12 protein-coding genes are annotated in these 13,431 nt (G+C 62.5%); all 12 read left to right on the top strand.

What is annotated here, in order from left to right; all coding sequences use genetic code 11:
* The first annotated feature begins 11 nt into the window (after positions 1-11).
* The gene (locus tag WJU18_RS03355) at positions 12-1,631 is read left to right on the top strand and encodes a long-chain fatty acid--CoA ligase (RefSeq protein ID WP_423458761.1); all 1,620 of its coding nucleotides are present in this window, start codon (positions 12-14) and stop codon (positions 1,629-1,631) included.
* A 53-nt stretch (positions 1,632-1,684) separates the two neighbouring features.
* The gene (locus WJU18_RS03350; RefSeq protein WP_423458760.1) at positions 1,685-2,434 is read left to right on the top strand and encodes an electron transfer flavoprotein subunit beta/FixA family protein; all 750 of its coding nucleotides are present in this window, start codon (positions 1,685-1,687) and stop codon (positions 2,432-2,434) included.
* Entirely contained in the window at positions 2,434-3,372 is a 939-nt protein-coding gene (locus WJU18_RS03345; RefSeq protein WP_423458759.1) for an electron transfer flavoprotein subunit alpha/FixB family protein, read from the top strand. The genes WJU18_RS03350 and WJU18_RS03345 overlap by 1 nt, the downstream gene beginning before the upstream one ends.
* 56 nt (positions 3,373-3,428) lie before the next feature.
* Entirely contained in the window at positions 3,429-5,018 is a 1,590-nt protein-coding gene (locus tag WJU18_RS03340; protein ID WP_423458758.1) for an AMP-binding protein, read from the top strand.
* 65 nt (positions 5,019-5,083) lie between these two features.
* On the top strand, positions 5,084-6,241 hold the full coding sequence (locus WJU18_RS03335) for an acyl-CoA dehydrogenase family protein (protein ID WP_423458757.1): 1,158 nt from the start codon (positions 5,084-5,086) through the stop codon (positions 6,239-6,241).
* 14 nt (positions 6,242-6,255) lie between these two features.
* Positions 6,256-7,233 (top strand): acyl-CoA dehydrogenase family protein, encoded by a 978-nt coding sequence (locus tag WJU18_RS03330; RefSeq protein ID WP_423458756.1) that lies wholly within the window; start codon positions 6,256-6,258, stop codon positions 7,231-7,233.
* A gap of 137 nt (positions 7,234-7,370) precedes the next feature.
* A complete protein-coding gene (locus WJU18_RS03325) occupies positions 7,371-8,162 on the top strand; it encodes an enoyl-CoA hydratase/isomerase family protein (protein ID WP_423458755.1) in 792 nt (263 codons plus the stop codon).
* 14 nt (positions 8,163-8,176) lie between these two features.
* A complete protein-coding gene (locus WJU18_RS03320; RefSeq protein ID WP_423458754.1) occupies positions 8,177-8,356 on the top strand; it encodes a CoA transferase in 180 nt (59 codons plus the stop codon).
* A complete protein-coding gene (locus WJU18_RS03315; protein WP_423458753.1) occupies positions 8,353-9,387 on the top strand; it encodes a CaiB/BaiF CoA transferase family protein in 1,035 nt (344 codons plus the stop codon). Before WJU18_RS03320 ends, WJU18_RS03315 begins: the two co-directional genes overlap by 4 nt.
* A 4-nt stretch (positions 9,388-9,391) precedes the next feature.
* Complete coding sequence (locus tag WJU18_RS03310) at positions 9,392-11,374, top strand: acetoacetate--CoA ligase (RefSeq protein WP_423458752.1); 1,983 nt, start codon at positions 9,392-9,394, stop codon at positions 11,372-11,374.
* A 74-nt stretch (positions 11,375-11,448) separates the two neighbouring features.
* Complete coding sequence (locus WJU18_RS03305) at positions 11,449-12,231, top strand: enoyl-CoA hydratase-related protein (protein WP_423458751.1); 783 nt, start codon at positions 11,449-11,451, stop codon at positions 12,229-12,231.
* Between the two features lie 31 nt (positions 12,232-12,262).
* Complete coding sequence (locus tag WJU18_RS03300) at positions 12,263-13,420, top strand: acyl-CoA dehydrogenase family protein (RefSeq protein ID WP_423458750.1); 1,158 nt, start codon at positions 12,263-12,265, stop codon at positions 13,418-13,420.
* Positions 13,421-13,431: the final 11 nt, after the last annotated feature.

Below are 13,431 nucleotides of genomic sequence, written 5' to 3'. Positions count from 1 at the left end.
GGAGTTGAACCATGACTATGAAATCGACCATGATGCAAGTGCCGCTGTCGCTCAATCATTTTCTGGAGCGGGCCAAGCTCTATCATCCAAAGGTGGAAATCGTTTCGCGGATGCCTGACAAGTCGCTGCACCGCCATACCTATGCTGACTTCCATCGCCGGGCCAAAGGGTTGGCCGAGGCGCTGGTCACGGCCGGCATCAAGCCCGGTGATCGGGTAGCCACCTTGATGTGGAACCACTATGCACACCTGGAATGCTACTTTGGCATCCCGGCAGCGGGTGCCGTGATGCATAACCTCAACCTGCGTCTGTTTCCGCATGACTTGGCGTTTATCGTTAACCACGCCAAGGACCGTTTCCTGATCGTCGACGATGTACTGCTGCCTTTGTTGGCGCAGTTTGCCAAGGATGTCAACTTCGAGCGCATCATCGTGGTTCCGCTGACCGGCAAATCGGTGGCACAGGGTCACGACGACTACGAAACCTTTATCGGCAAGGCGACCGGCGATTTCAAATGTGTCGAGGTTGACGAAAATGCGCCCTGTGGCATGTGCTACACCTCGGGCACTACCGGGAACCCCAAGGGTGTCGTCTATTCGCACCGCTCGACCGTGCTGCATACGCTCGTGGCGGCCCTCCCGGGCGGGATCAATGTTTCTGGCACGGACACTGTGCTGCCCGTCGTGCCGATGTTCCACGCCAACGCCTGGGGTCTGCCGTTCATCTCCACCTTTGTCGGCGCCAAGCAGGTGTTCCCCGGGCCGCATCTCGACTCGGACTCGCTGCTCGACTTGTACCAGCGTGAGCGCGTTACTGTGACCGGCGGGGTGCCGACGATCTGGCTATCGTTGCTGCAGACGCTGCGTGCCAACCCGGCCAAGTACGATTTGATGCCCGGCATGCGCATGCTGGTCGGCGGTTCGGCGGCGCCGGAGTCGCTGTTCCGTGGTTTTGACGAGTTCAATCTTGAGGTCGCTACCGCCTGGGGTATGACCGAGACTTCCCCGCTGGGCACGGTTTCGGTGCTCAAGCCGCAGATGCGCTCACTGTCCAAGGAAGAGCAGTATGGTTTCCGCACCAAGCAGGGCATGGCCGCGCCGCTGGTCGACATCCGCCTGATCGGCGACGAGGGAGAGGTGCCGTGGGACGGCAGTTCGGTCGGAGAGATCCAGGTCCGTGGTCCGTGGGTCACCGGCGGCTACCATGATCTGCCGCTCAACGAGAGCAGCTTCACCGCCGATGGATGGTTGCGTACCGGCGACGTGGGATGCATCGATTCGGAGGGATTCCTGCGCCTGACAGACCGCACCAAGGACCTGATCAAGTCGGGTGGTGAATGGATTAGCTCGGTCGATCTGGAAAACGCTGTGATGGGCCACCCGGCGGTGCTGGAGGCATCGGTAATCGCCGTGCCGCACCCGCGCTGGGCCGAGCGGCCGTTGGCGGTGGTGGTGTTGCGCCCAGGCATGAGTGCTACCGCTGAAGAGATTCGGGACCATCTGGCCAAGACCTTTGCCAAGTGGCAGTTGCCCGAAGGCTTTGCGTTTGTCAACGAAATCCCGCGCACCTCGACCGGCAAATTCCTCAAGACCAAGTTGCGCGAGATGTACAAGGATTGGAAGTGGGAGTGAGTCGGGTGCACCCAAGTCCGTATTTGCAAATTATTTAAACCCATGGAGTCAAAGTGAAGATATTGGTCGCTGTAAAGCGGGTGCTGGACTACAACGTCAAAGCCCGCGTCAAATCCGACGGTTCGGGAGTCGATCTCGTGAACCAGAAGTTGTCCATGAATCCGTTCGACGAAATCGCCTGTGAAGAGGCGGTGCGCCTCAAGGAGGCCGGTGTCGCTTCGGAAGTGATCGCTGTGTCCTGCGGACCGAACGCTTGTCAGGAGACCTTGCGCAGCGCGATGGCCATCGGTGCCGATCGCGGCGTGTTGATTGAAACCGACGCCGGGCTCGAACCACTGGCGGTGGCCAAGCTGATAAGCCATGTTGCCACGAAAGAGGGTGTGCAACTGGCTATTTTCGGCAAGCAGGCGATCGACGGCGATGCAGGGCAGACCGGGCAAATGTTCGCTGCATTGATGCGGTGGCCGCAGGCGACCTTTGCCTCGAAAGTCCAGATTGAGGGCGAGCGGGCCGTCGTGGCGCGCGAAATTGACGGTGGTCTGGAAACTCTCGAGTTGAAACTGCCGGCGGTGATCACGACCGACTTGCGGCTCAATGAGCCGCGGTACGTCACGCTGCCCAACATTATGAAGGCAAAGAAGAAGCCGATGGAGGTGATCAAGGCGGCTGAGCTCGGCATCGACATTGCGCCGCGCACCGTGACCCTTCACGTTAGCGAGCCGGCGGAGCGCAAAGCCGGCATCAAAGTGGCCGATACGGCCGAACTCGTCAAACGACTCAAAGAAGAAGCGAAGGTCATCTGATGACAACACTGATCATTGCGGAACATGACAACACCGTCCTCAAGGCGTCAACGCTGAACACGATCGCCGCCGCCAAACCGCTGGGCGGCGACATGCACGTGCTGGTGGCCGGAGCTAAATGCGCTGCCGTGGCCCAGGCCGCCGCGGCGGTCGCGGGCGTGACCCATGTGCTGCACGCCGATGCAGCCCACTACGAAGCCCACCTGGCCGAGAACCTGGCCGAGCTGGTGCGGTCACGGGTGCGCTCCGATGCAGCCTACACCCATGTGCTGGCACCGGCCACCGCCTTTGGCAAGAACCTGCTGCCGCGCGTGGCAGCACTGCTGGACGCCTCTCAGGTGTCGGACGTGATCGCCATCGAGTCCGCGGACACCTTCGTTCGCCCGTTCTATGCCGGCAATGCGCTGGCGCGTGTGCAATCGAATGATGCCATCAAGGTGCTGAGCATTCGCACCACCGCATTCGACCCGGTGGGCGCGGGCGGCGCGGCGGCGATCGAGACGCTGGCCGCCACGGCTGATCTGGGCTTGAGCCGACTCGTGGGTCGTGAGGTGGTGAAACTCGAGCGCCCGGAGCTCAGCGCTGCTTCGATCATTGTGTCGGGTGGACGTGGACTGGGAGCTGCTGAGAAATTTCATGCCGTGCTGGAGCCGCTGGCCGACAAGTTGGGTGCCGCGCTCGGCGCTTCGCGTGCCGCCGTCGATGCTGGCTACGCCCCCAATGATTACCAGGTCGGGCAGACCGGCAAGATCGTTGCGCCGCAGTTGTATCTGGCCGTCGGCATCTCGGGTGCGATCCAGCATCTGGCCGGCATGAAGGACAGCAAGGTCATCGTCGCCATCAACAAGGACCCCGAAGCGCCGATCTTTCAGGTCGCGGATTATGGCCTGGTGGCGGATCTGTTCGCTGCGGTGCCGGAACTGGTGGCTGCACTGTAGCGATCTTGGATTGATCCGAGGCGCAGGCATGTCGAACACTTTTGAGTGAGGTCTTTATGAGTCCATCGTCCCCAGCTCTTCTTGGCGTACCCTCTCCCGGACAAATCGCCCGTGTCACCATCGGTGACTTCCTGCGTCGCGGAGCGCGACGTGATCGGGCCAAGCTCGCGCTGATCCTGGGGGATCGGCGCCTGACCTATGGCGAGTTCGATGCGCTCGTCAGTTGCTGTGCCAACGCTTTGATCGCCACTGGGCTCCAGCGCGGCGATCGGGTGGTCACTCTGTGCAATAACTCGATCGATTTCGTCGTCGCGATGTTCGGCATCCACCGTGCCGGTCTGATCTGGGTACCGATCAATACGGGGCTCGGCCTTGACGATGTGGGCTACATCCTGGAGCATGCCGAGGCCCGCTTTGTGCTGATCGACGGTGCACAACTGGCCCGTCCCGATTTGCGCGCGCTTGTGCATGCCCGTCCCGGGCGCGGATGGGTGATCGAGGGCGAGGCCATCGACACGTTTGGCAGTTTCACGGCAGCGCTCGAGGCCCATTTGCCGCAAGAGCCGATGGTTGAGATTGGCGACCACGACGTTGCGCAGATCATGTACACCAGTGGCACCACAGGGCGGCCCAAGGGGGTGATGCAGAGTCACTTGTCGGTGGTGATGGCCGCGATGGCAAACGCGGTGGAGTTCGGCTTGCGTCGCGACGACGTAAACAACGCTACTTTGCCGCTTTTTCATTGCGCACAGCACACGCTGATGTGCGGAGTGATTGCCGCCGGCGGCACGGTTGTCATTACCCGTGGATTTGAACCCGGCGCAATGCTTGACACGATCGAGCGAGAGCGCATCAGCTTCCTGATCGGCTTGCCGCTGATGCATCAGGCCATGCTCGATCACCCTTCGCGAAAGCAGCGCGACCTGTCAAGCCTGCGTCTGTGTGTCTACGCGATGGCGCCGATGGCCGAGACTTTGCTGCGTCGCCTGATTGCGGAGTTCTGCCCAAATTACATGCTGGCCACGGGCCAAACCGAGATGTACCCCGCCACCGTCGCCTTTCGGCCGGAGGAGCAACTGCGCCGCTTCGGGCCATACTGGGGCGTCAGCTCCATTCTCAACGACACCGAGGTCATGGATGACCAGGGCCGCATCCTCGGTGAGGGCGAGGTGGGAGAGATCGTTCATCGCGGCCCCAATGTCATGGAAGGCTATTACAAAAACCCTGAGGCGACCGCCGAGGCACGGCTCTTTGGATGGCACCACACGGGTGATCTGGGGATGTGGGTTGACGGTCAATTGCTGTTCAAGGACCGCAAGAAAGACATGATCAAGACCGGCGGAGAAAACGTTGCCTCGGTCAAGGTAGAGGCGGTTCTGCTGCGTCACCCGGCGGTCGCCAATGCCGTGGCGGTGGGGTTGCCCCATGCACGCTGGATCGAGGCGGTCACGGCCTTTGTCGTGCGCAAGCCCGGCGCGCAGGTCGATGAGGCAGAGCTGTTGCAGCTGTGCAAGGAACATCTTGGCGGTTTCGAGGTGCCCAAGGCGATCCGCTTTCTGGACGCCTTGCCGATGACGACCACGGGCAAGATTCAGAAACATCCGCTGCGCGAACGCTTCAGAGACCTGTATAACCGTGCCGACTAGGATGAAGACGGTATCGGAGTAGTGTTTTCCATTGCAGCGATGCCCACTGCACGGAGATATTGCGCGTGAGTAATCTGCTATCGGCTTTCCGGCTTGCCAAGCTTCCCGCGGCAACAGACCTGTTTCGTGCCGAGGTGAAAGCCTTTCTCCAGTCCAGCTTCGAACCTGGACCGCCGGACATTCGGGCGCGGTCATGGATGGGTTTCAATGCCGCGTTCAGTCAAAAGCTGGCCGCGCGTGGCTGGGTCGGTGTGACCTTGCCCGCCGCGTACGGCGGTGCCAGCCTTGACGCCTTCTCGCGCTTTGTGCTTGTGGAAGAACTGCTCGCCGCCGGTGCACCTGTGTCGGCGCACTGGATCGCCGACCGTCAGAGCGGGCCACTCATCCTGAAGTTTGGCAGTGAAGTGCAGCGCCAGTTCTATCTGCCGAAAATCTGCGCCGCCGAGGCCTTTTTTTGCATCGGCATGAGCGAGCCCAATGCCGGCTCCGACCTCGCCAGTGTCGGTACCCGGGCGACACGTTGCGCAGGTGGCTGGCGTTTGAACGGTCGCAAGATATGGACCACCAATGCGCAGCATTGCCACTACATGATCGCCCTGGTGCGCACCTCGGGTGAGCCGCAGGACCGGCAATCAGGGTTGTCGCAGTTTATTGTGGAACTGTCCTTGCCTGGCGTGACGGTGCGTCCGATTCATGATCTGACCGGTGATGCCCATTTTTCCGAGGTCTTTTTCGACGATGTCCTGCTGGCCGATGACGCGCTGGTCGGCCAGGAGGGCAGCGGCTGGGCACAGGTCAATGCCGAACTGGCCTTCGAGCGCAGCGGACCGGAACGCATCTATTCAAGCATCGTTTTGCTGGACCACTGGATCGACTGCCTGCGTCACGCGCCGGACGCCGCCGTCCATGCCGCCACCATCGGGCGCTTTGCCACGCATCTGGCCACGCTGCGCCACATGTCCATCGCCGTCACCAGCAAGCTGGTCAACGGCGAGAGCCCGGTCGTCGAAGCCGCACTGGTCAAGGACATCGGTACAGAATTTGAGCAAAGCATTCCGGCCGTTCTCGAGGCGGCCATCGCCATGAACCCGGATGCGCCGGTGGATGCCGACCTGTACCGCGCGCTGGCTTACGTGAGCCAGATATCTCCCACCTATTCCCTGCGCGGCGGCACGCGCGAGATCCTGCGCGGCATGATCGCACGCGGGCTGGGCTTGCGTTGAGAAAGAACAAGGTCGTGTTTGCAGAAGCCATAGAAGACATTCTCAAAGACCAGTGCACCCCTGCCGCGGTGCGCGCCATCGAAGCAGGCGGCTCACCCGCAGCCTTGTGGGATGCGGTGGCTGGAGCCGGATTCCTGGCCTTGCTGGCACCTGAATCCGAAGGCGGGGCCGACCTGGGTCTGGCCGATCTATTTCCTGTGCTGTGCCATTTCGGGCGCTACGCGGTACCGGTGCCCGTGGCGCAAACCATCGTGGCGCATGCGCTGCTGGCCGCGCAGATGGCCCTGCCTTCTGGCATGGTCACGCTGGCCGCAGCGTTTCGGCGCGAAGCCGACGGCGGCATCACCTGCGCGTTGACACCCTATGGCCTGCTGGCCGACTTTGTGCTCGCCCGCGACGGTGAGGCCTTGCTGCTGCTGCCTTGCGCGGCGGCCCGGCGCCAGGCCACGGGTGTGAACCGCAGTCTGACGGCAACGCTCACCTGGCCGGATGCGGCCATTGCCGACCGCGTGCCCAGCGGCTGCGCGATCTTGCCCGCCTTTGGGGCCGCATTGCATGCGGCCCTGCTCAGCGGTGCCATGAGTCGGGTATTCGAGATGACGCTGCAATACTGCAACGACCGCGTGCAATTCGGCAGATCCCTCGGAAAGTTCCAGGCGGTGCAGCATCAATTGAGCGTGATGGCCGAGCACACCGCAGCCGCCTCCATGGCCGCTGAAGCCGCCTTTCAGGGGGACGGTAAAGCGCCTTCCCTGCTGGCGGCCGCCATGGCCAAGTCGCGTACCAGCGAAGCGGCCATGGTGGTCGCGTCAACCGCCCATGCCTTGCACGGTGCGATCGGCGTGACCGAAGAATTCGATTTGCAATTGCTGACCAGGCGCCTGCACGAGTGGCGCATGGCTCACGGATCGGAGGCCTGCTGGCACAAGGTGGTCGGCGAGCAGGTGCTCGCGGGCACGCTGTCGCTGGCTGATTTCGTTCGTTCGGTTTGAGGCCGCCTTATCGTCGGTGCAGCGTAGTTGGCTGGATTGTAAATCTAACTAACAGCTGTTATGTTACTATGCCGTCATCCTTCAGTCAGCGGTTGACTGGAGACTTCGCGCTACTCGATCGAGAGAGGAAAGATTTCATGTCCGCAGAATCCCCGGTGCTGTTTAAGATCGATGCCGATGGCGTCGGCACCCTGACCCTCAATCGTCCTGCCCAACTCAATGCCTTCGACTTGTCAATGATCGAAGCCTGGCGGGCGGCGCTTGAGTCGGCCGAGGCCGATGATCGGGTGCGGGTTGTCGTGGTGACGGGCGCTGGGCGTGCCTTTTGCGCGGGGGGTGATTTCGACGAAATGGCCAAGTTCAGCGAACTCGACAGTCTGGGCCGCAAGAACTTCCTGTACCGGCACGTGCATCGCATCGCGCTGACGCTGGAGCGCATGGAAAAGCCGGTCATCGCGGCGATCAATGGTGCCGCGCGGGGCGCGGGGTGCGACATGGCGCTGATGTGCGACCTGCGGGTGATGGCCAGTTCGGCCACCTTGGCCGAGAGCTACATCGACATCGGGCTGATGGCTGGCGATGCGGGCGCCTGGTTCCTGCCGCGCCTGATCGGAACGGCGCGCGCCCTGGAATTGTTCTGGACCGGCCGCACCGTCGATGCGCAGGAGGCCGAGCGCATCGGCATGGTCAACCGGGTGGTGCCCGATGAAGAGCTGATGGCGGCCACTTACGCGCTGGCGCGTACCATCGCGGCCAAACCGCAGCAGGCCGTGCGCTTCTTTCGCCGCGCGGTGTACCAGAGCCAGACCATGGCGCTGGCCACCCACCTGGACATGGTTTCTTCGCACATGGCCGTCCTCGAGGACACGCCGGAGCACCGGGACGGTATCGCCGCGTTTCGCAGCCGGATGCGCGGCGCCAAGAAGTAAGAAGAGGCGAAGGCGTGGCGGGCATCCTCCAGGGCATCACGGTCGTCGACTTGTCGCGCTTGATCGCCGGTCCGTATGCGGCCATGGTGCTGGCAGACCTCGGTGCGCGCGTCATCAAGGTCGAGGCGTTGAGCGGTGAGGAGGGAGGCATTTCGGCCCGCCGTTCTACGGCGATTCAAGCGTTACGTTCATGACCTGCAACCGTGGCAAGGAGTCGCTGGCACTGGACTTTCGTACGGACGCAGGGCGCGAGGTGCTGGTCCGACTGATCGCCCAGTCGCAGGTGCTGGTGCACAACTTTCGCCCCGATTTCTCTGAAAAAAATGCGCTGACCTACGAGGATGTGCGAAAGATCAACCCGGAAATCATCTACGCCATGGTGTCGGCCTTTGGCGGAGACAGTGCGTACCGCTTGCGCCCTTCCGTGGACAGCGTGGTGCAGGGCATGACCGGGGCTTTTTACGCCAGCGGCGAGGAAGGTGATCCGCCGGTTCGCATCGGCTTGCCGATCATCGATGTGGCGTCTGGCATGTGCGGCGCTTTGGGTGTGCTGGCTGCGGTCATGCACTGGCAGCAGACCGGTCGCGGGCAGCGCGTCGAGCTGGCGCTGGCCGACACCATTTTCAACTTCATGGCAGCCAAGGTGGGCGAGCATGCGGTCGAGCAACGCGAGCCGGTTCGCTCGGTGAACTTGCCGATCGCCGTGCCCAGCCGTCACTTCCAAGGTTCTGACGGTGCCTGGTTCAGTGTGTCGGTGGTCAATGAAGGTGCGTTCAGACGCTTCTGTGGCGTTGTCAATCAGCCCGCCTGGCTGACCGATCAGCGTTACAACAGAAACTTTGCACGTGTTGCCAACCGGCCCGCGCTGCTGGCCGAACTGGCGGCGATCTTTGCCAAGCGCCCGGCTGCCGAGTGGGTGGCTGCGTTCGAGGCTGCGGACATTCCCTGCGGGCCAGTGAACACCGTGGCCGCAGCCATGTCAGACCCTGTTCTGGCGGACCGCTTCGTCGAGCACCCGGCGCTACCGGGACTGCCAATGATCCCGTTTCCCGCGCGGTTGGCCGAGGGTATGCACCGGCCCGAAACCATGCCGCCCCCGCCCATCTTGGGCCAGAACACTATGGCCGTCCTCAGCGAAGTGGGTTATGCACAGCACGAGATCGAGCGCCTTGGCGCGACTGGTGTTGTGCGGCTAGGGAATGTGGCACAAAAAATGGAGCAATGACAGGATGAGCCGCGAAACGCCAGAGATTCTGTGGACGCCCTCGCCCGAGCGCGTGGCAAGGGCCGAACTCACGCGCTTTCAGCAATGGCTGGAGCGCGAAAGGGGCTTGCGCTTTGCCGACTATGGCGCGCTGTGGCAGTGGTCGGTCGATGACCTCGAAGGCTTCTGGAGCGCGATCGTGCAGTATTTCGACCTGCCGCTTGACCATTGGAACGGCCAGGTGCTGAGCGAGCGCAAGATGCCCGGCGCGCAGTGGTGCGTCGGCGCGCGCACCAACTACGCGCGTCAGGTGTTCCGCCACGCTACCGATGCGCGGCCTGCGATCGTGTTTCGCAACGAGGTGGGCGAGCGCTCCGAGATGTCCTGGCACACGTTGCAGGAGCAGGTTGCGGCGCTCGCGCAGTGGCTGCGCGAGGCGGGCGTGCAGCCCGGCGATCGTGTCGCGGCCTACTTGCCCAACATCCCTCAGACCATGGTGGCTTTTCTGGCCGTGGTGTCGGTCGGCGCGATCTGGTCCTTGTGCTCGCCCGACATGGGCGCGCCCACGGTGCTCGACCGCTTCCGCCAGATCGAACCCAAGGTGCTGATCGCCGTTGACGGCTACCACTGGGGCGGGCGCCGTTACGAACGCAGTGACACCGTGGCCATGCTGCTCGAGGGCTTGCCGAGTGTGAAGCGCTGCATCTTTCTGCCCTACCTGGACGCGAACGCGCGCCCCGACGGCCTGCGCAACGCCATACTCTGGCGCGAAACCCTGGCCAAGCCGGCCGAGTTGCAGATTGCCTCGCTGCCGTTTGATCATCCGCTGTGGATCGTCTATTCCTCGGGCACCACGGGTCTGCCCAAGCCCATCGTGCACGGCCACGGCGGTATCGTGCTCGAACAGGTCAAGCTCATGCGCCTGCACAACGACCTCGGGCCCGAAGACAACTTCCACTGGTTCTCGACCACGGGCTGGATCATGTGGAACTGCCAGATCGGAGGCCTGCTCGTGGGCGCGACGGCCTGCGTGTACGACGGCAACCCCGCCTGGCCCGACTACGGCACCCTGTGGCGCTTCGCGGGCGACGCGGGCCTGCACTTTCTCGGCGCAAGCGCGGCGTTTTTTGCCGCCTGCCAAAAGCAGGGCGTGGAGCCGCAGCAAATCACCGACTTGAGCTCCTTGTGCGGCGTGGGCTCTACCGGCTCGCCGCTCGCGCCCGAAAGCTACCACTGGCTCGCCGAGCACTTAGGGAGCGAAGTCTGGATCAACCCGATCTCGGGCGGCACCGACTTTGCCGGCGCTTTCGTCGGCGGCGTGCCCACCTTGCCCGTGTACATCGGCGAGATGCAGGGGCGCTGCCTCGGCGCGCGCGTGGAGGCCTTCAGCGAGCAGGGGCAGCCCGTGCTCGACGAAGTGGGCGAACTGGTGTGCAGCGCGCCCATGCCCTCGATGCCGCTGTATTTCTGGAACGATCCGGGCCACAAGCGCTACCTCGAGAGCTACTTCGACATGTTTCCGGGCGTGTGGCGCCACGGCGACTGGATCCGCATCACACCGCGCGGCGGCGCCATAATCTACGGTCGCAGCGACACCACCATCAACCGCCATGGCGTGCGCATGGGAACGAGCGACATCTACAGCGTGGTTGAGGCGCTGCCCGAAGTGCTCGACAACCTGGTCGTGGACCTCGAATACCTCGGGCGCGAGAGCTACATGCCGATGTTCGTCGTGCTGCGTCCTGGCATCACCCTGGACCAGGGCCTGACCGACCGCATCAAAAATGCCATCCGCACTTCCGTCTCGCCGCGCCACGTACCCGACGAGGTGTTCGTGATCCCCGAGGTGCCGCGCACGCTCACGGGCAAGAAGCTCGAGTTGCCGATCAAAAAGCTGCTGCTTGGGCACGCGCTCGAAAGAGTCGTGAACCGCGACGCACTCGCCAATCCCGCGAGCCTCGAATGGTTCCTCGAGTTTGCGCGTCGGCGCGCCGCGCAGACACAGTGATGCGCGCCTTGCGCTCCTCGCCAGAAATTTTTCCTCCTCTTCCAACCCGTAACCTCGAAAAAAACGGAAGCAACATGAGCGACAAAGAAGTCATCTACGACGTCAAAGATTTCGTCGCAACCATCACGATCAACCGGCCCAAGACGCTGAACGCGTTCACCGGCGACACGATCAAGGAAATGGAAAACCTGTTGGCCCAGGCCGGCCGCGACCCGAAAGTCGGCGTGATCGTGCTTACAGGTGTGGGCGAACGCGCCTTCTGCGTCGGCGGCGACGTCAACTGGGAAAAAGGAGAAGGCGGCAAGAGCGGTCTGCAGGACCTGGAGTTCAATTTCAACCGGCAAATCGCCGAATGTCCGAAACCGTTGATTGCACGCGTTAACGGTTATGCGATTGGCGCGGGGCACCATATCGCCTACTTCTGCGACTTCACCATCGCGGCCGAGCACGCGATCTTCGGCCAGAACGGGCCGCGCGTGGGCTCTCCCGCAGGGGGCTACATCGTCTCGCACGCAGCCAATGTGCTGGGGCACAAGCGCGCGCGCGAGTTGTGGATACTGTGCCGCCGTTACAACGCGCAGCAGGCGTTTGACTGGGGGCTGGCCAACTCCGTGGTGCCGATGGCCAAGCTCGACGTGGAGGTGCGCAAGTATTGCGACGAGTTGCTGTCGCTTTCGCCGACCTGCCTGAAGATCGTGAAGCGTTCGTTTTATCACCACATGGCACCGATCATGGGCCGTGACATGAATGACCTGATCAAGGAAGTGGCACCCAATTACTTCAGCACCGGCGAACAACAGGAAGGTGCCAGTGCCTTCCTCGAAAAACGCAAGCCCGATTTCAGCCAGTTCCGCTGAGTGTCTCGGTACGGATTTTCAAGAACCAAGCATGATGAATCAAGAACGTTACCCGGAGTTGCGCGCTGCACTGCGCGATCTTTTCAAACGCTTTCCGGACGCGTACTTTCGCAAGATCGACGAAGCGCGTGCCTACCCGGAGGAATTTGTGGACGCGCTGACCCGCGCGGGCTGGTTGGGGGTGATGATCCCGCAGGAATACGGTGGCGCGGGCCTGGGGCTGGCCGAAGCCTCGGTGGTGATGGAAGAAGTCAACCGTTGCGGCGGCAATGCCGGGGCCTGCCACGGCCAGATGTACAACATGGGCACGTTGCTGCGCCACGGCTCTGATGCGCAAAAGCGCCGCTACCTGCCCCAGATTGCCAGCGGCGAATTGCGCCTGCAATCCATGGGCGTGACCGAACCCACCACGGGCACCGACACCACCAAGATCAAGACCACGGCGGTCAAGCAGGGTGATCGTTACGTCGTCAATGGCCAGAAGGTCTGGATTTCGCGCGTCCAGCACTCCGACCTGATGATTCTGCTGGCGCGCACCACCCCGATTAAGGAGGTGACGCGCAAGTCCGACGGCATGTCAATCTTCATCGTTGACCTGCATCAGGCCATTGGCAAGGGGCTGACGGTCAAGCCCATCCGCAACATGGTCAACCACGAGACCAGTGAGCTTTTCTTCGAGAATCTGGAGATCCCGGTGGACAACCTGATTGGTGAGGATGGCAAAGGCTTTAAGTACATCCTCGATGGCCTGAACGCCGAGCGCACACTGATTGCCGCCGAATGCATCGGCGACGCCCGCTGGTTCGTCGACCGGAGCGCGCGCTACGCGCGCGAGCGCCGTGTGTTTGACCGCCCGATCGGGCAAAACCAGGGTGTGCAGTTCCCTATCGCTGAAAGCCACATCGAGACCGAGGCCGCCGATCTGATGCGCTGGCGTGCCTGCGAGCTGTTTGATGCCCACCAGCCTTGCGGTGCCGAGGCCAATATGGCCAAGTACCTCGCCGCCAAAGCCTCCTGGGAGGCGGCCAACACCGCGATTCAGACCCATGGCGGCTTCGGCTTTGCCTGCGAATACGATGTCGAGCGCAAGTTCCGTGAAACCCGGCTGTACCAGGTGGCACCGATCTCGACCAACCTGATCCTGTCGTACGTGGCCGATCACGTGCTCGGGTTGCCACGCTCTTTCTGAAAGTAGCTGCC

The organism is Ottowia sp. VDI28 (genome assembly GCF_049532675.1).
In the GTDB taxonomy this organism is placed as follows: domain Bacteria; phylum Pseudomonadota; class Gammaproteobacteria; order Burkholderiales; family Burkholderiaceae_C; genus Ottowia.
The sequence above is the reverse complement of the archived record's forward strand: the minus strand, read 5'-3'. Positions and strand labels throughout refer to the sequence as shown.